The organism is Halorubrum rutilum, from assembly GCF_024494565.1.
Genome location: NZ_JANHDN010000007.1, coordinates 141,091 through 158,342, shown reverse-complemented (window position 1 = coordinate 158,342; position 17,252 = coordinate 141,091). Strand labels below are relative to the sequence as shown.

At 70.8% G+C, this 17,252-nt stretch carries 18 protein-coding genes; 6 read left to right on the top strand and 12 right to left on the bottom strand.

Annotation, left to right across the window (positions count from 1 at the left end; translation table 11 throughout):
• Positions 1 to 7: 7 nt before the first annotated feature.
• A complete protein-coding gene (locus tag NO900_RS14755) occupies positions 8 to 244 on the bottom strand; it encodes a CDGSH iron-sulfur domain-containing protein (protein ID WP_256409576.1) in 237 nt (78 codons plus the stop codon).
• Between the two features lie 99 nt (positions 245 to 343).
• Here NO900_RS14755 and msrB point away from each other — a divergent pair, with 99 nt between their 5' ends.
• On the top strand, positions 344 to 763 hold the full coding sequence (gene msrB / locus NO900_RS14750) for a peptide-methionine (R)-S-oxide reductase MsrB (protein WP_256409577.1): 420 nt from the start codon (positions 344 to 346) through the stop codon (positions 761 to 763).
• Positions 764 to 804: 41 nt separating this feature from the next.
• Here msrB and NO900_RS14745 read toward each other — a convergent pair whose 3' ends face one another.
• From NO900_RS14745 to NO900_RS14725, 5 genes are all read right to left on the bottom strand, one after another.
• Entirely contained in the window at positions 805 to 1,509 is a 705-nt protein-coding gene (locus NO900_RS14745) for a sensor histidine kinase (RefSeq protein ID WP_256409578.1), read from the bottom strand.
• Between the two features lie 72 nt (positions 1,510 to 1,581).
• Positions 1,582 to 2,784 carry an acyl-CoA dehydrogenase family protein gene (locus NO900_RS14740; protein WP_256409579.1) on the bottom strand — a complete coding sequence of 401 codons (1,203 nt, stop codon included), beginning with the start codon at positions 2,782 to 2,784 and terminating at the stop codon, positions 1,582 to 1,584.
• Positions 2,785 to 2,971: 187 nt separating this feature from the next.
• On the bottom strand, positions 2,972 to 3,289 hold the full coding sequence (locus NO900_RS14735; RefSeq protein ID WP_256409580.1) for an antibiotic biosynthesis monooxygenase family protein: 318 nt from the start codon (positions 3,287 to 3,289) through the stop codon (positions 2,972 to 2,974).
• 54 nt (positions 3,290 to 3,343) lie between these two features.
• Positions 3,344 to 4,483, bottom strand: coding sequence for a pyridoxal phosphate-dependent aminotransferase (locus tag NO900_RS14730; protein WP_256409581.1), 1,140 nt, complete (start codon positions 4,481 to 4,483; stop codon positions 3,344 to 3,346).
• The gene (locus tag NO900_RS14725; protein WP_256409582.1) at positions 4,480 to 4,968 is read right to left on the bottom strand and encodes an Lrp/AsnC family transcriptional regulator; all 489 of its coding nucleotides are present in this window, start codon (positions 4,966 to 4,968) and stop codon (positions 4,480 to 4,482) included. The genes NO900_RS14730 and NO900_RS14725 overlap by 4 nt, the downstream gene beginning before the upstream one ends.
• A gap of 140 nt (positions 4,969 to 5,108) precedes the next feature.
• On the opposite strand from NO900_RS14725, the gene NO900_RS14720 reads away from it, so the two are divergent.
• The 3 genes from NO900_RS14720 (at position 5,109) to NO900_RS14710 (ending at position 6,591) form a co-directional block, all read left to right on the top strand.
• On the top strand, positions 5,109 to 5,384 hold the full coding sequence (locus NO900_RS14720; protein ID WP_256409583.1) for a ribbon-helix-helix domain-containing protein: 276 nt from the start codon (positions 5,109 to 5,111) through the stop codon (positions 5,382 to 5,384).
• Positions 5,377 to 5,640 carry a type II toxin-antitoxin system RelE family toxin gene (locus NO900_RS14715; protein WP_256409584.1) on the top strand — a complete coding sequence of 88 codons (264 nt, stop codon included), beginning with the start codon at positions 5,377 to 5,379 and terminating at the stop codon, positions 5,638 to 5,640. Before NO900_RS14720 ends, NO900_RS14715 begins: the two co-directional genes overlap by 8 nt.
• 84 nt (positions 5,641 to 5,724) lie before the next feature.
• Positions 5,725 to 6,591, top strand: coding sequence for an aldo/keto reductase (locus NO900_RS14710; RefSeq protein ID WP_256409585.1), 867 nt, complete (start codon positions 5,725 to 5,727; stop codon positions 6,589 to 6,591).
• 36 nt (positions 6,592 to 6,627) lie between these two features.
• Here NO900_RS14710 and NO900_RS14705 read toward each other — a convergent pair whose 3' ends face one another.
• Positions 6,628 to 7,980, bottom strand: a complete 1,353-nt coding sequence (locus NO900_RS14705; RefSeq protein WP_256409586.1) for an adenylosuccinate synthase — start codon at positions 7,978 to 7,980, stop codon at positions 6,628 to 6,630.
• Positions 7,981 to 8,307: 327 nt separating this feature from the next.
• Here NO900_RS14705 and NO900_RS14700 point away from each other — a divergent pair, with 327 nt between their 5' ends.
• Positions 8,308 to 8,613: a hypothetical protein gene (locus NO900_RS14700; protein WP_004045854.1), complete on the top strand. Its 306-nt coding sequence runs from the start codon at positions 8,308 to 8,310 to the stop codon at positions 8,611 to 8,613.
• A gap of 173 nt (positions 8,614 to 8,786) precedes the next feature.
• On the opposite strand, the gene NO900_RS14695 is transcribed toward NO900_RS14700, so the two are convergent.
• The 3 genes from NO900_RS14695 to NO900_RS14685 form a co-directional block, all read right to left on the bottom strand.
• Complete coding sequence (locus tag NO900_RS14695; protein WP_256409587.1) at positions 8,787 to 11,162, bottom strand: DUF7527 domain-containing protein; 2,376 nt, start codon at positions 11,160 to 11,162, stop codon at positions 8,787 to 8,789.
• A 143-nt stretch (positions 11,163 to 11,305) separates the two neighbouring features.
• Complete coding sequence (locus NO900_RS14690; protein ID WP_256409588.1) at positions 11,306 to 11,779, bottom strand: NUDIX hydrolase; 474 nt, start codon at positions 11,777 to 11,779, stop codon at positions 11,306 to 11,308.
• 153 nt (positions 11,780 to 11,932) lie between these two features.
• Complete coding sequence (locus NO900_RS14685; RefSeq protein WP_256409589.1) at positions 11,933 to 12,904, bottom strand: transcription initiation factor IIB; 972 nt, start codon at positions 12,902 to 12,904, stop codon at positions 11,933 to 11,935.
• A gap of 358 nt (positions 12,905 to 13,262) precedes the next feature.
• Here NO900_RS14685 and NO900_RS14680 point away from each other — a divergent pair, with 358 nt between their 5' ends.
• Positions 13,263 to 13,472: a PLDc N-terminal domain-containing protein gene (locus tag NO900_RS14680; RefSeq protein ID WP_092565868.1), complete on the top strand. Its 210-nt coding sequence runs from the start codon at positions 13,263 to 13,265 to the stop codon at positions 13,470 to 13,472.
• Between the two features lie 35 nt (positions 13,473 to 13,507).
• Here the strand turns inward: NO900_RS14680 and malQ are convergent, their stop codons facing one another.
• Both malQ and malA read right to left on the bottom strand, forming a co-directional pair.
• A complete protein-coding gene (malQ, locus tag NO900_RS14675) occupies positions 13,508 to 15,016 on the bottom strand; it encodes a 4-alpha-glucanotransferase (protein WP_256409590.1) in 1,509 nt (502 codons plus the stop codon).
• Positions 15,017 to 15,067: 51 nt separating this feature from the next.
• Complete coding sequence (malA, locus tag NO900_RS14670) at positions 15,068 to 17,230, bottom strand: alpha-amylase MalA (protein WP_256409591.1); 2,163 nt, start codon at positions 17,228 to 17,230, stop codon at positions 15,068 to 15,070.
• Positions 17,231 to 17,252: the final 22 nt, after the last annotated feature.

Genomic DNA, 17,252 nt, shown 5'->3' with positions numbered 1-17,252 from the left:
CCGCCCCCTACTCGTCCGCGTAGACGATCTCGTCGACCTCGCGCCGTTCCCCCTCGGAATCGTCGTTCTCGTACTTGTACACGACGCCCTCATCCTCGTCTGCGGTCGCGTTGTGCGAGCCGTCACAGAGCGGCTTCGTGTCCGAGAGCCCGCACCGGCAGACGTAGATCAGATCGTCGTCGCCCATGTCGGACTCGTCGAGTACCGCCGGGCCCCGCTCCTCGTGAGTGACTTCGCGCGCCATGGGATCCGATCCGGCGCGAGGGTGAAACCGGTTGCGCCGGTGGCGACGCGTGACCCCGACCGCCGCAACCCCCTTGCCCGTGGGGCGCCTACGTCGGGTATGAGCGAGACCGGCGAGGCCGACGCGACCGACCCGCGCGAGCTGACCGACGAGGAGTGGCGCGAGCGCCTCTCCGACGAGGAGTATCGGATACTCCGCGAGAGCGGCACGGAGGCGAAGTTCTCCGGCGAGTACGTCGACCACCACCCCGACGACGGGAACTACCGCTGTCGGGCCTGCGGGACCGTCCTCTTCGACGCCGAGACGAAGTACGAGTCCGGCTGCGGCTGGCCCGCCTTCTACGCCGCCGAGGAGGAGAACGTGACGACGACGCTCGACACGAGCCACGGGATGCGCCGCACCGAGGTCCGGTGCGCGACCTGCGACTCCCACCTCGGCCACGTGTTCGACGACGGCCCCGAGCCGACCGGCAAGCGGTTCTGCATCAACTCGGTCGCGATGGAGTACGACGAGGCGTGAGTCGGACGCGGGCGGGGCGGTCGACCCGATCCACATACCCGTTACTCGGCCAACTGCAGCCTGACGACGAACACGGCGCCCTTCGGCTCGTTGTCCTCGACCCACACGTCGCCGTCGTAGATCTCGACGAGCGAGCGAACCAGATAGAGCCCGATCCCGGCGCCCGGGCTGTCGAGCCCCTTCTCTCCCTTCCCGAATATCTCGTCGCGCTGGTCCTCGGGGATCCCCGGCCCGTTGTCGGCGACGCGGACCTCGGCGACGCCCTCGGCCTCGTCGACCGTCGCGGACACCGTGACCTTCGGCGGCGTCTCGTCGTTGTGCTGGACCGCGTTCCGGAGGAGGTTCCGGAACACGGAGCTCAGCATCTCGTCGCCGACGACCTCGGCCTCGGGGAACGACCCCTCGACCGTGAAGACGGCCTCCGGGTACCCCGACCGGACCTCCTCGACCTGTTGTGAGAGGGTCCGAGCGAGCGAGACGCGGCTCGGCTCGGCGTCCTCCCGGAGCATCACCTCCGCGAGGTCCCGGACCGTGGTGGTGAGCGAGACCGCGCTCTTCGTGTTCCGCTTGATGACGTCGAGGTACTCCTTGCCCTCCTCGTCGACGTGGTCGTCGAGCAGCTCGGCGTACGCCCCGACGAGCTGGAGGTCGTTGCGGATGTCGTGGCGCATCACCTGGTTCAGCAGTCGGAGGTCGTCCCGCTGTCGCTTGAGCCGCTCCTCCGGGTCGACGTCGGCCTCGCTCATACCGGGAGCGTACGCCCGCCCGGCGTTTTTAGATGCCGGTCGCGGGAGACGGGTGCGCCGACCGCCACCGCCTCAGATCCCCTCGTCGAGGAGTTCGCGGGCGACGATGTTCTTCTGGATCTCGGTGGTGCCCTCGTAGATCTGGGTGATCTTCGCGTCGCGATAGAGCCGCTCGACGTCGTGGTCGTTGACGAAGCCGGCACCGCCGTGGACCTGGACCGCCTCGTCGGCGACGTCGACGGCGACCCGCGACGCGAACTCCTTGGCCATCGACGCCAGCGCCGTGAGGTCTCCCGACTCGTTGTCGACCGCCCACGCGGACCGGTAGGTGAGCCAGCGGGCCGCCTCGGTGTTCGTGTGCATCTCCGCGAGCTTGTGTTTGATCGCCTGGAAGTCGCCGATCGGGCGCCCGAACTGCTCGCGCTCCTCGGCGTACGCCAGGGCGCGCTCGGCCGCGCCGCGGGCGATCCCGACCCCCTGCGCGGCGACCGCGGTGCGGGTCTCGTCGAAGAACTGCATCAGCTGGAGGAAGCCCATCCCGCGCTGACCGATCAGGTTCTCCTCGGGCACCCGCACGTCGTCGAACCTGAGCTCGGCGGTGTCGCTCGCGCGGATGCCGAGCTTCCCGGTGATCTTGTCGCGGGTGAGCCCGTCCCGGTCGCCCTCGACGAGGATCTGCGAGTAGCCGGAGTAGCGGTCGTCGACCTCCGGGTCCGTCTCGCAGACGACGACGAAGTAGTCGGCGACGGTGCCGTTCGTGATCCACATCTTCGAGCCGTTGATAACCCACTCGTCGCCGTCCTTCTCCGCGGCGCTGCCGCTCCGTTCCGAGGCGCTCCGCGCCTCGCGCTTCTCCGCGCGGGTCGCGACCGAGGTCACGTCCGAACCCGCCTGCGGCTCCGAGATGGCCGAGCCCATCACCGCGTCGCCGGCGGTCACCTCGGGGAGGACGCGCTCCTTCTGCGCCTCCGTGCCGAACTCCATCAGCGCCTCGGCGCCGAACCCGGCGCTGGAGATACAGAGACCGATCCCCGGGTCGGCGGCGAACAGCTCCTCCGTGAGGATCGCGTTCTCCAGCGAGGAGTAGCCGACGCCGCCGTACTCCACGGGAACGTGCGGCGCGAGCAACCCCATCTCCGCGGCCTCCTCCATGACCTCGTGAGGGTACGCCTCCTCGACGTCGTGCTCGGTCGCGACCGGTCGGATCTCCTCGTCGGCGAACTTCCGGACCTCCTCGCGCAGCTGCTCTTGTTCATCGGTCAGCTGGAACTCCATGCCGGCGCTTCGCCGGAGTCCGTGATAGAGGTTGTCAAACGGTCGGGAATTCGAACCCCGTTTACAGTTTGACGGTCCGGTAGCCGCTGCGGTGGAGGCGTTCGGGAAGGGGAGGCTCGCGAGGGCGAGACCGGGGCCGGACTCGCGAGGGCGACGCTCGACGCGCCAACGACCGCGGACCGGCGGTTCAGAACTCCCGTTCCTCGCGCACCTCGTAGTGTTTCGCGCGGTCGTCGAACCGCTTGAGGACCTCGCGAGCCGCGGGGGGAACGTGCGCGTTCCGGTACTCCTCGCCCGCGAACTCCTTCACCGACGCCACGGAGTCGAACCGGATGATCGTGACGAACTCGACCTCCTCGCCGTCGGAGCGGCGGAGCACCCGGGCGCCGCGGTAGCCGTCGATCCCCTCGTCGGCGAACGACGGGAGGATCTCCTCCCGGAGGCGTCGCTCGTACTCGTCCGCGTTCGCCGGCGTCGTCCACCCGTGCCAGATCCTGTCGATCATCGTTTCGCGTCGGACGGTCTATCGGCGACCGGCCACGTAACCGTGGCGGCCGCCTCAGCGGTTCTCGACGAACGTCGCGATGCGGTCGGTCGCCTCCTTCAGCTCGCGCATGGAGGTCGCGTACGACACCCGGAGGTGGCCCTCGCCGCCCGCGCCGAAGACCGACCCGGGGACGACCGCGACGCCCTGCGCCTCCAGCAGCGCCTCGGCGAACGCCTCGTCGTCGCCGCCGCAGTCGGGGAACGCGTAGAACGCGCCGCCCGGCTCGAACGTGTCGAGCCCCATCTCGTTGAACCGCGAGACGACCAGCCGCCGGCGGCGGTTGTACTCGTCGACCATCTCCGCCACCTCGTCGTCGCAGCGGTCGAGCGCCTCGCACGCGGCGTACTGCGGCGTCGTCGGCGCCGACAGCATCGTGTACTGGTGGATCCGGTTCATCGCGTCGATCGCCTCGGTCGGGCCGAGCGCGTAGCCGAGCCGAAGGCCGGTCATCGCGTACGCCTTCGAGAAGCCGTTGACGACGACGGTGCGCTCGCGCATCCCCGGCTGCGTCGCGATCGAGGCGTGGTCGGCGCCGTAGGTGAGCGCGGCGTATATCTCGTCGGCGACCACCCGGATCTCGTTGTCGCGGCAGAAGGCGGCGACCTCGGCGAGTTGCTCGCCGCTCATCGTCGCGCCCGTCGGGTTGTTCGGGTAACAGAGGACGAGGAGGTCGGCGTCGGCCGCGCCGGACGCCTCCAGCGCCTCCCGGGTGAGCGCGAAGTCGTCCGCGGCCCGCGTGGGGACCGTGAGCCGCTCGCCGCCGGCCAGCTCGATCCCCGGCCCGTAGGAGATGTACGTCGGCTCGTGGACGGCGACCGTGTCGCCGGGGTCGACCAGCGCGCGGAACGCGAGGTCGACGGCCTCGCTCGCGCCCGTGGTGACGAGCACCTCCTCGGCCGGGTCGTACGACTGGTCGTAGCGCTCGTGGTGGGCCGCGACCCGCTCGCGGAGCGCCGCCATCCCGCGGTTCGCCGTGTAGGAGGTCTTGCCGCGTTCGAGCGAGTCGATCGCGGCCGTGCGGGCCGCCCACGGCGCGGAGTAGTCGGGCTCGCCGACGCCGAGCGAGATCACGTCGTCGCGCGCCTCCGCGAGCTCGAAGAACTTCCGGATCCCCGACTCGGGGAGGTCGCGCGCGCGGTCGGAGAGCCTCATGGCGAGACGGAGAGGCGGTCGTCGTCGTCGCCGTCCTCGAACCGGACCCCGCCGTCCTTGTACGTCTCCATGATGTAGTGGGTCACCGTCTGGGTGACCTCCGGCATGGGCGCGACCTGCTCGGAGATGAACCGCGAGACGTCCTGCATCGTCTCGCCGAGCACCTCGACGGCGAAGTCGTAGTCGCCGGAGACGAGGTGGAGGGCGTCGACGGCCGGGAACTTCGCGATCCGGTCGGCGACCTCCTCGTAGCCGGTCTCGCGGTCGAGCTCGACGTTGATCTCGACGACCGCCCGGATCTTCCCCTCATCGACGCGGTCCCAGTCGACGACCGCCTGGTAGCCGTGGACCACGTTGTCCGCCTCCAGCCCGTCGATCGCGTCCGCTACCGCTGCCGCGTCGAGGCCCGTCTGGGCCGCGATGTCGTCGATGTCCTCGCGGGCGTTCCGCGCCAACACGTCGAGTACCTCGCGCTCGGCGTCCATACCGAACGATCGCACGGGGGCGGTTTATGAGTAGCGACGCGCGCAAGACGGGCGAACGGCGAGCGGTTGGATCGCGACGCAACGGGGTTACGCCCTGAATCTCCCGAATCCTTATGAGTGATACCATTGTACCACACAGTATGAGCACCGACGCGAACACCGGCGACGACCGGATGGAGAAGATCAACGTTCGCGTTCCGAAGTCCCTGCTGGACCGGATCGACGAGGAGTGGGAGCGACGGGGATACGCGAGTAAGTCTGAGGCGATTCGCGACGCGTTACGTGACTGGGTGGACCCGTCGGTGACGCTCTCCGAGGAAACGTTATCTGACCTGGCAGAGAGCCGCGAGCAGGCGGAGCGCGACGAGACGGTGTCGGCCGACGAGGCCCGAGAGCGACTGGGACTAGATGACTGAGGTCGAGTACACGGAACAGGCGCTCTCCCATCTCGAATCTCTCGATCCACAGTCCGCCGATCGGATGATGAACAAGATCGACGAGGCGACCGAATGGACCGAACACCGGTTGGAACCGCTCTCCGGGTATCCGTACTACAAGCTGCGAGCCGGCGACTATCGGGCCGTCGTCGCGTGGGATCGAAGTGCCGGGATCATCCGTGTCGAGGCCGTTGGCCACCGTCGGAACATATACGATCGACATCTTCCTCCCTGAGAGGATTCCCTTCGATCATCCTCCCCGCGATCGTCTCCTTCCGCCATCCCCACGAGTTTCCGGGTGGCGCGAGATCGGTCGCCCATGGCTTCAGACACCACTGGGCGGAGCGACACGTTCGACATCGGCGGCGACCTAACCGTCAACCGGCTCGGCTTCGGCGCGATGCGGGTAACGGGCGAGGACATCATTGGACGCCCGGCCGACGAGGAGGCGGCCAAACGGGTCATCAGGCGAGCGGTCGACCTCGGCGTCGACTTCGTCGACACCGCCGACTCCTACGGGCCGGGCGTCTCGGAGCGGCTGATCGGCGAGGCGCTCGGCGACCCCGACGAGGTCGTCGTCGCCTCGAAGGCCGGACTGCTCCGCAACCGCGAGGGCGACTGGCTCCCCCACGGCGACCCGGACTTCCTGAAGAATCAGGTGCTGTGTAGCCTCGACCGGCTCGACACCGACACGATCGACCTCTATCAGTTCCACCGCCCGGACCCCGACACCGACTTCGAGGCGTCGGTCCACGCGTTCGCGGAGATGAGAGACGCCGGCCAGGTCGCCCACGTCGGTCTCTCGAACGTCACCGTCGAGCAGCTGGAGACAGCCATGGAGATCGTCGACGTCGCCACCGTCCAGAACCGGTACGACGTCGGCAACCGCGACGACGAGGACGTGCTCCGCGCCTGCGAGCGCGACGACATCGGCTTCATCCCGTGGGGGCCGACGTACGCCGTCGACGACGAGGGCGTCGCGGAGGTGCTCGATGAGGTCGCCGAGCGCCGCGGCGCGACGCCGCGGCAGGTCGCGCTCGCCTGGCTGCTGGAGCACTCCGACGCGACGCTTCCCATTCCGGGCACGTCGAGCGTCGAGCACCTCGAAACGAACGTCGCGGCCGCGGAGCTGTCGCTGACGGGCGAGGACGTGCGCGCGCTGGACGGGATCGACCCGCAGGCGTAGCGACGGCCGAGCCGGAGGGAGAACCGCTCCGCCGCGCTACTCGTCGAACGGGTTCGTCAGCTCGACCGTCTCCTCGCGGTCGGGGCCGACGCCGACCGCGTAGACGGGCGTGTCGGTCTCGTCGGCGAGGAACTCCAGGTACTCGCGGGCCGCCTCCGGGAGGGCGTCGTAGCCGGCCTTGGCGACCGCGGCGGAGTCGAACTCCGCCCAGGTGTCGAGCGTCTCGTACACCGGCTCGCAGCGCTCCCACCGGTCCGGCGTGGTCGGGACGGTATCCCGCTCCTCGCCGTCCAGCTCGTAGGCGGTGCACACCTTCAGCTCGTCGAGCCCGGCGAGCACGTCGACGTGGTTGACCGCGAGCCCCGTGAAGCCGGAGACCCGCGCGGCGTGGCGCAGCATCGGGAGGTCGAGCCAGCCGATCCGGCGCGGGCGACCCGTCACCGTGCCGAACTCGCCGCCCTTCTGGCGGATGTCGTCGGCGAGCGACTCCTCGTCGGCGTCGCCGTCGAGCTCGGTCGGCATCGGCCCCTCGCCGACCCGCGAGAGGTACGCCTTCACGATGCCGACGACCTCGCCCGCGCCGACGTTCGTGACGCCGAGGCCGGACCCGACCGCGGCGCCGCCGGCGGTCGGGTTCGAGGAGGTGACGAACGGGTAGTTCCCGTGGTCGACGTCGATGTGGGTGCCCTGCGCGCCCTCGAAGAGGATCTCGTCGCCCGCCTCGTGGCGTCGGTGGAGGTAGTCGGAGCAGTTGACGGTCATCTCCTCGTCGGCGAGCCGCTCGCCGATCCCGGCGAACTCCTCGTGGAGCGCGTCGACGTCGAACGCCGCGGCGCGGTCGTCGTCGGCGAGGTCAAGCCCGTACACGTCCTCGACGAGCGCGCGCTTCTGCGGGACGGCGTACGCCAGCTTCTCGCGGAGCACGTCGGGGTCGAGCAGGTCGGCGACCCGGATCCCCCGTCGCCCGGCCTTGTCCTCGTACGTCGGGCCGATGCCGCGGCCGGTCGTGCCGACCTCGTCGCCGGCGTCGTCGTCCGCCTTGATCTCCTCCTCGATCCCGTCCAGCACGCGGTGGTACGGCATGATGACGTGCGCGCGGCGGGCGACCCGCACGTCGGGGTCGAGCCCGCGCTCGCGGAGGTCGTCGATCTCGGTGAACAGCGTGCGCGGGTTGACGACGCAGCCGTTGCCGAGGACGCCGACCGTCCCCCGGACGGCGCCGCTCGGTACCAGCGAGAGCTTGTACTCCGCGCCCCCCTCGACGACGGTGTGGCCGGCGTTGTCGCCGCCCTGATATCGGACTACGACGTCCGCGTCCCCTCCCCACCGGTCGACGAGCGCGCCCTTGCCTTCGTCGCCCAGCTGGGAGCCGACGATGGTGAGTGTCATACGGCCCGGAGGTTCCGGCCGGGGGGTAAAACCGATTACGGTCCGCGGACGCGATCACCCCACGGACGTGTATCACACCGCATCGCGTCAGTCCGAAATATGCCCGTTCGTGCGGTCGAAATCCGTTCGTCCGCACCGTCGACCCTCCGCACGCGCTCGCCCGCGGCGGCGCTTCGGTTCGCTTTCGGTCGGACCATACCGGGGGCCTCACCGGCCGAACCGATCGAACGCGTTAACTACTGGCACGTCGAAGCGTGTGATCGTCCCACCCGGTCCCGCCCGCCGACAGCAACTTTTAAACGGGGGCATGACGAGTTAACATGTGCCATGATAGATCGACTAGAGAAGGAGGTAGACATGCTGGAACGCCACCTCCAAGTCCTGCGGATGGTCATCGAGAACGAGCCGATCGGCATCGTGAAGATGTCGAACGAGACCGGCTACCCCCACCACAAGGTCCGCTACTCGCTGCGCGTGCTCGAAGAGGAGAACCTCATCGAACCGTCCAGCCAGGGCGCGATCACCACCGAGCGGACCCACGAGTTCGTCGACGAACTCGACGAGAAGCTCGACGAGACGGTCGACAAGCTCGGCTCCATGCGGATCGACGACGCCGCAGAACTCGAGAACTGAACGCCCACGTTCGTCCGCACCGCCGGCCGCGAGTCCGCGTTTTGATCTCGAGTCACCGCCCCCAGTCGCGTCGCGCGTTACGGACGGTAGCCCCGGCGCCGCTCGCTCCCCGTCTCTCGTCTCCGTCACTCGTGCCGTCTCGGTCGCCCGTGCCCCGGCGCGAACGCCCCGGGCTACAGGTCGGGAACGGTCATGTGGAAGCCGCCGTCGCGCGCCTCGACCAGACAGAGGTGGTACCCCCGCTTGCGCGAGAGCTTCACGAAGCTCGCGCGCTTCGACCGACTGAACAGCCCGCCGCCGACGGCGTCGCTCGCGGTCTCTAACGCGCCCGGCTCGAAGAAGCTCTCCGTCACGGCGAACGCCGCCGCGAACGAGTCGTTCGACTCGGCGATGTCGCGGCCGTTGCCCACGAGCGACTCCAGGGTCCCCTCCGCGGTCGGGTCCCGGCTGTCGTTGAGGTCGGCGACGAACAGGGGGTTCCCCATCCGGTCGCGCAGGACGAGGTCGAACGTGCGCTGCTCGCGCGTCTCCCCGCCGTTCTCGCGGATCGCGATCGACACCGACCCCCCGATCTCCGCGCGGTCGACCTCGGGGATCGCGTCGTAGAGGTCGCGGAGGACGCCCTGGTTCCCCGTCCCGCTCACCTCGAACGGGAGGTCCTCGACGAGCCAGCGGGTGAACCCGTACTCGATCGTGTCGCGGAGGAACTCCTCGTACGGTCGCCCGTCGACCGCGAGCCCCTCGGTCTCGAAGCTCGTGTGGTGTTCGATCCGGAGGTTCTCGCGGAGGGCGTCGCGGTCCACCGCCCCGTCGTGGGCGTCCTCCAGCGTCGCGCCGCCCTTGGAGTCGTACCTGACGAAGAGGTTCGTCCCGCTCCGCGCCTCTGCGGGCGAGATCGAGCGGTCGCTCTCGGGGAGCCGGTCGCGGGCCGCGGCGAGCTCGTCGCGCAGCCGGTCGCGCTCCTCGCGGAGCGTCGAGAGCTCGGACTCCAGGCGGTCGACCTCGGACGCCAGCTCGTCGCGCTCGGCGGCCAGCTCTTCGCGCTCCCGCTCGGACTCCTCCAGCTCGGCGGCCAGCTCTTCGCGCTCCCGCTCGGACTCCTCCAGCGCGCCCTCCAGCTGTCGGAGCCGCTCCCGCGGCGACCCCTCGCCGCGCGACCCGCCGGAATCGCGCGAGCGCTGCGACACGGCCGACCGGTTCGCGCCGCCCTCGCCGGTCGAACGCGGCTCGGGAGACGACTCGTTCGCGGTGTTCGCGGCCGGCCCGCCGCCGCGGTTCGCCGTCCCGTCCGAGCTGCCGGACCGCCGCGAGCCTCCGGACGTCATCGCGTCGCCGTCGCGGTTCTCCGGCGGGTCGCTCGCTTCCGACGGGTCCAGCGCGGGGATGGACTTCTGCTCGCGCCACTGCTCCTCCTCGGAGAACACGTCGTCGTCGGGGCGGGCCCCGTCTCCCCCGTCGCCGTCGCGGTCCCGACCGGCGGCGTCGGCGGTCCGCGCGTCGCGGTCCCGTCCGTCGGGAGCGTCGACCGACCGCGCGTCGGCGACGTTCGCGGCGCCGTCGGCGGCGCTCGCCGTCGACGCGTCCGCGCCGACGCCGCCCTCGGTCGGTCCCTCGTCCGAACTCCGGGGTCCGCGCCCCTCGTCGCGGTCGCCCGCCGCGTCGATCTCGACGGGCGACGGGCGGTCGTCGTCGGCCGGCTCGTCGGCGCTCCGAGCGTCGGGGTCCCGGTCGCCCTCGGCCGTCCCGCGTCCGACGGCCTCCGGGTCCCGGGTCGTTCCCCCGCCGTTCGACTCGTCGCCCGTCGGGCCGCCGTCGCCGCGGTCGGCGGCCGGGTCCGCGTCGATCGCCTCGCCGTCGGGGTCTTCGTCGCCAGCCACGTCTCCTGTCGATCCGGCGCTCACCGATCCGGCGCTCGCCGGCGGGCCGGCGTCCGCGTCGTCGTCGGCCTCCCCGTCGTCGTCGGCCTCCCCGTCGTCGTCGGCCTCCCCGTCGTCGTCGGCCTCCGGACCGCCGGACGGGATCTCCCGGACGCTCAGGTCGACCTCGTAGACGGTGTAGATACCGACCTCGTCGTCGGCCAGTGAGAACGCCTTCTCGCCGGTCTCGAGCCGTCGGGAGTTGCCGACGTACGCGGCGGCCATCGACTCGCCGGCCGTGTACGTGACGTAGTAGTCGCCCGAGAGCACGTTCTCGGAGAGCTCGACGTAGCCGGTGAACCCGCCCTGCGAGAGCTTCCGGTCCGCCTCCGAGAGCGGGGTGTCGTTCGTGTAGTACTGCGCCCGCGGCTCGCCGCCCCGCTCCTGCATCGCGAACAGGACCGGGAGGACCGGTTCCGGGGCCTCGTACAGCGTCCCCGAGGCCTCCGCGAAGTCGTCGAGGTCGCCGTCGACCGCCCCGACGACGCGGCCCTCGAACACGAACAGCCACGCCGCCCCGTCGGTCACCGCGCCGGAGAACCCGCCGTCGACGAGGCGACCGAGCTCGGCGAACCCGCCAGAGAACTCGCGGGCGTCCCACTCGGCGATCTCCGATCGTCGCTCTGCGTCCATCTTGCTTTATGTCGCCTGCAACGACCCAAATACCTTCCGGACCGTGAGACGGCCGTCTGACGCCGATCGGGCGGGGATCGCCGTCACCGGTCGACGCGCCGGCCGGCGCTTTCGGGCGAGGGGCCCGTCGCGCCGTCGACCGACTACGCGTCCTCGACGGCCGCGATCGCCTCGCGGCCGAGCTCGATCACGTCCGGCTGCAGGTCGCTCGCGGCCAGCTCGGCCGGGGTGTACCAGCGCCACGCCTCCGGGTCGACCTCGTCGTCGGCGCCCGGCGCGATCTCGCGGGAGCCGACGCGGGCGTAGTAGAGGTGATCGACGTGCTGGTGACCCACCGACCCGTCCTCGTGGACGTTGATGTCGTGGAGCATCAGGTGGGCCGGCTCCGGGAGGCCGCGGGTGTTGGGCCCCTCGATCGACGACCGCGTCGCGACCAGCTCCGCCTCCAGGCCGGTCTCCTCGCGGACCTCGCGGAGCGCCGCCTCGTGCGGGAGCTCGTCGCGGTCGACGTGGCCGCCGGGCGGGAGGCGGATCCCGAGCCGGTCGTGCGCGTGGAGCGCGGTCGCGCCGTCGTTGACGACGTACGTCGTCGCGGTGAAGTGACGGGTGGTCTCCATACGCGTCGCTCGGCCCGCGGGTGCTTGTGCGTTCGGAAAGTCGGCGTGCGTCAGGAAAGTCCGGAGCCGAAACGCGGTCGGTCGAGGAACCGGCGGAGCGTCGACGACGTCGGTCCGTCGGTCGGCGCGCGGCGGTCGGCGCGGTGCCGCCGATCAGCTCAGCGCGACGCCGTCCTCGGCCTCCAACAGCTCGTGGTAGCGGTTCCGGATAGTGACCTCGCTGATGTTCGCCACGTCGCTGACCTCGCTCTGGGTCACCTTCTCGTTGACCAGCAGGGAGGCGGCGTACACCGCCGCGGCGGCGAGGCCGACCGGCGACTTGCCGGAGTGGATTCCCTGCGACTTCGCGGTGTCGAGCAGCGACCGGGCGCGGCGCTCGGCCTCGTCGGAGAGGCCGAGGTCCGAGGCGAACCGGGGGACGTAGCTCTCGGGGTCCGCGGGCTGGATCTCCAGCTTGAGCTCGCGGACGACGTAGCGGTACGTCCGGGCGATCTCGTCCTTCTCGACGCGGGAGACGGCCGCGATCTCGTCGAGGCTCCGCGGCGTGCCCGCCTGTCGGGCGGCCGCGTACAGCGAGGCCGTCGAGACGCCCTCGATCGAGCGGCCGGGCAGGAGGTCCTCGTCGAGCGCGCGGCGGTAGATGACCGAGGCGGTCTCGCGGACGTTGTCCGGGAGGCCGAGCGCCGAGGCCATCCGGTCGATCTCGCCGAGCGCCTGTTTCAGGTTCCGCTCCTTGGAGTCGCGGGTGCGGAACCGCTCGTTCCAGGTGCGCAGCCGCTGCATCTTCTCGCGCTGGCGGCTCGACAGGGACTTCCCGTAGGCGTCCTTGTCCTGCCAGCCGATGTTGGTCGAGAGCCCCTTGTCGTGCATCATGTTCGTCGTCGGGGCGCCGACGCGCGACTTGTTGTCCTTCTCCTTGGAGTCGAACGCGCGCCACTCCGGCCCGCGGTCGATCTCGTCCTCCTCGACGACGAGCCCGCAGTCGACACACACAGTCTCGCCGTGCTCGGTGTCGGTCGCGAGCTGGCCGCCGCACTCGGGACATCGCAGTTCCTCGTCCGACGACTCGGTCTCCTCCTCGTCGCCGACGTGCTCCGCCGTGTACGTTCGAACGTTTTCGCTCATTGGTTGGTTCAAATGGAGGGAACGAGGGGACCGAGAGACGCTTCTCGGTTGGTTTCCTCACTAACGGGTAAGGACCGAACGTATTTAAATCCTCGCTTCGATATCGAGAACGAAAACCGACGGCAGAGCGCATCGCACACGGCGTCACGGCGATAGTAGCTGCCGGTTTCTCGTCTATCGCCGTCGCCGATCGAGTCGCGTCGATCCGTCGATCGCTACTATATAGATATTTCGTGATAGACTCCCCGCCGCACCGGCGCCGCGACGCGGGAGCGAGTGGGTGGGGACACCGCGATACCAAAGGTGGGGATACCGCGATACCAAAGACACTTATTACGCCCGCGAGTGAGTTCGACCGATGTCCCCGATACTGCTTCAGGAGGCGCTGGCCGGCGGGATCGCCCTCCTGTTCGGTCTACTGGTACTGCTCGTACAGCTGGGTATCATCGTCTGGATCTACTCGGACGCGAAGCAGCGCAGCGACCAGCCCGCGTTCCTGTGGGCCGTCGTCGCGTTCCTCGCACCGCTGCTCGGGCTCGTGCTGTACTTCATCGTCGGCCGGCGATAACCGCCCGCCCTCTCCTTCGTCGACGCTCGGCCCCGTTAGCGAATGTGCCGCCCGGCGAGCTCCCACAGCCGGTCGGCGATCTCGTCGTCGAGGTCGTCCCGGGTCACGCGCCACTCCCAGTTGCCGTCGACGGTCCCCGGCTCGTTGAACCGCGCCTCGCTGCCGAGCCCGAGCAGGTCCTGCATCGTCGTCATCGCGATCACCGCCTCGGAGGCCCACACCTCGTCGACGATCTCCCACTCGACCGCGCGGTCGCCGTCGGCGCCGACGTTGTACCGGAAGCAGTCGCGCTGGCGCTCGGGGAGGTCCTCGTAGTAGCCGACCCACGTGTCCGTGTCGTGGGTCGACGTGTAGCCGACGACGCCCTCCGGGTAGTGCATCGGCTGGTAGGGGTTCCCCTCCTCGCACCAGTCGGCGTACTGCGGGACGCGCATGCCCGGGAAGCCGAACTCGGCCATCAGCTCGTTCATCCTCGGCTCCTCGAAGCCGAGGTCCTCGGCGATGAACGGGGCCCGCCCCAGCTCGCGCTCCACCGCCTCGAACAGGTCGCGCCCCGGCCCCTCGCGCCACTCGCCGGCGGCCGGGTCGTCGCGGTCGGCCGGGATCGCCCAGTACTTCACGAAGCCGAGGAAGTGGTCGAGCCGCGCCACGTCGGCGAGGTCGAACAGGCGCCGGAACCGGGCGAGCCACCAGTCGTAGCCGCGCTCGGCGAGCCGCTCCCAGTCGTAGACGGGGTTCCCCCAGCGCTGGCCGTCGTCGCCCGGATTCGGCGGGACGCCCGCCACCGCGGTGGGGCGGTTCGCCTCGTCCAGCCGGAACGCTCCGGGGTTCGCCCACACGTCGGCCGAGTCGAGCGCGACGTAGATCGGCACGTCGCCGACGATCGAGACCCCCTCGTCGGCCGCGACCGCCCGGAGCTCGCGCCACTGCCGGTCGAACGTCCACTGGACGAACTCCCGGAAGCGGACCTCGGTCGCGCGTTCGTCGCGCGCCTCCGCGAGCGCCTCGGGGTCGCGCGTCCGGAGCGGGTCGGGCCACTCGACCCACGTCCCCTCCGGCCGGGCCTCCGAGAGCGCCCGGAACAGGGCGTAGTCGGCGAGCCACGGCTCGCGCTCGCGGAAGGCGTCGAGCTCGGCCGCCGCCTCCGCCCCGGCGTCCCCGCCGTCCTCTACGGTCTCGTCGAACCGCTCGAAGGCGGTCCGCAACAGCGGGAGCTTGTACTCCCTGACCGCCGGGTAGTCGACGCGGTCGTCCGGGAAGTCGGGGACCGGTTCGAGGTCGGACTCGTCGAGCCAGCCGTCGGCGACGAGCCCGTCGAGGTCGATCAGGAGGGGGTTGCCGGCGAACGCCGACGGCGACTGGTACGGCGACTCCCCGGCGGCGCTCGTCGTCGGGCCGACCGGGCAGATCTGCCAGAGGTCGACGTCGGCGTCGCCGAGGAAGGAGAGGAACGCTTCGGCGCCGTCGCCGAGGTCGCCGATCCCGTGTCGTCCCGGCAGCGAGGTGACGTGACAGAACACGCCGGCGGAGCGGTCGAATCGCATGCGTCCCCCTGTGACCCCCACCGACTCAAGCGTTGCGTCCGCGGGGACGGGTCACCGGCCGGTCTCCCGGACGACCGCGACCTCGTCGGCGCGGATCCGCTCGGTCCCGTCGCCGTCGACGACGACGCAGGGGTCGCCGGTGACCAGGTCGCGGTCGGCGTGGGCGGCGTCGACGGCGACGCTCGCCGTCTCGGGCGCGAAGTTGAGGACGACGATCAGCGACTCCTCGCCGTCGCTCCGGCGGAACGCCACCACGTCGTCGGGGTGCACGTTCCCGCTGGCGGCGATCGGCCGCTCGTCGAGGTCGCCGCTGGCGACGTGGTACTCCACCCGTTCGAGGTCGCCGTCGGGACCGAGCGCCCTGTGGTCGGCGCGGGTCGCGAGCAGGCGCTCGTAGCGCTCGCGGACCTCGTCGCGGGCGTGGTCCCACGCGATCGCGTCTCGGCGGCCGCGCTGGCCGATCTCCTGGCCGGCGTACACCATCGGCACGCCGGGCAGCGTCACCGTCGCCGCCCCCGCGGCGGCCGCGGCGGCGTCTCCGCACTCGACGCGGTAGCGCGTCTCGTCGTGGTTCTCGATGTACTGGAGGAAGCCGGCGTGGTCGGGGAAGCCGATCTCCGGGCGCCGGTCGATCGCGTCGAGCAGCGACGCGGCCGGCTCGGCGCCGCGCCCGACCTGCCGGAGCTGGAAGTACAGCGTCGCGTCGAAGTGGACGTCGAACATCCCCTCGTGGAAGCCGGGGATGTACGGGATCGTCTCGTCCATCAGCAGGAACTCGCGGTCCTTCGCCTTCACCCGGTCGCGGAGCTCGCGCCAGAACGAGTCGGGCACGGCCCACGCCATGTCGCAGCGGAACCCGTCCACGAGCGGCGCCCACTCGTCGACCACGTCGAGGAGGAAGCGGCGCACGTCGAGGTTCGCGTGGTTCAGGTTCGCGATCAGCTCCCAGTCGAAGTACGTCCCCGGCTCGCCGGACTCCTGCCACTCGTAGCGGTCGCGGTACGGCGACTCGGGATTCCGATAGGCGTCTCGGAACCACTCGTGGTCGCGCGCGGTGTGGTTGGCGACGAAGTCGAACAGCACCCGCATCCCGTGGTCGTGGGCGGTCTCCACCAGCGCCTCGTAGTCGTCGCGGTCGCCGAGGTCCTCGGCGACGTCGAAGAAGTCGACGATGTTGTAGCCGTGCGGCTTCCCGTCGTGTTCGAGCACGGGCGTGAGCCACAGCGTGTCGACGCCGAGGTCGGCGATCTCCGGGATCCGCCCTTCGATCGCCGCGAACGCCTCCCCCTCGTCGGCGTCGGCGAACGTCCGGACGTACACCTCGTAGACGGTCGCGTCAGTCGTCCACTCCGGCGGCTGGTTGAGCCGGACGGTCTCGAAGGCGTGACCGTCGGGGCCCGTCGGCGCCGTCAGCTCCGGCTCGGCGGGTTCGGGACCGTCGTCCCCGGCGAGCTCGCTCCGGTCGGTGCGCTCGACCGCGACCGCGTCGGCGACGCTCACCCGCCGTTCGCGCCCCGGCTCGCGGGCGACGGCGACGCCGTGGACGCGCAGCCGGTCCGGCACGGCCTCGGTCGGGATCCGGAGCGTCCGGCCGTCGTCGGTCGTCCGGAGCGCGTCTCGCGGGTTCCGCCGCCCCTCCCCGACCGCCGCCTCGACGTCGCGGTCGTCCACGACGAAGGTGACGGCCAGCTCGGACGCGTCGAGGGCCGACTCGGGGTTCGGCGTCGGCGTCGCCCGGACGACGACCTCGTCTCGGCCCGCCGCGCTCTCGTCTCGGCCCGCCGTGCCCTCGTCTCGCCCCGCCGCGCCCCCGCCTTCGCCCGCCGCCTCCTCGACGGTCGCGTCCAGCCGGACGCGCGGCCGCCCGACGCCCTCGCGGGCGCGCTCGGCGCCGTAGTCGATCGCGGCCCGGTCGGCGTCGCGGTCGCGGATCGCGGTCCCGCTGCCGCCGGCGACGTCGACGCCCTCGTAGCTCGCCGGGAACGCGCGCACCGTCAGGAGGTGGTCGCCGTCGGGCGCGTCGAGCCCGAGCCGGTACCGTCCGGGGACGTCCGGCGTGAAGTCGGTCACGGACCGCTCGCCCACGGTCGCGTCGCTGTCCGGCGGCGCGTCGGCGACGCGCCACTCGTAGCTCGCCGACGGGTCCGGGTCCCGCGGCGCGAGCTGCGTCGTCTCCCCGGTCGAGAGGAATCGGGGGGGTCCAGGGTGGTGCATGTGGCACCCATTGACGCCTGGG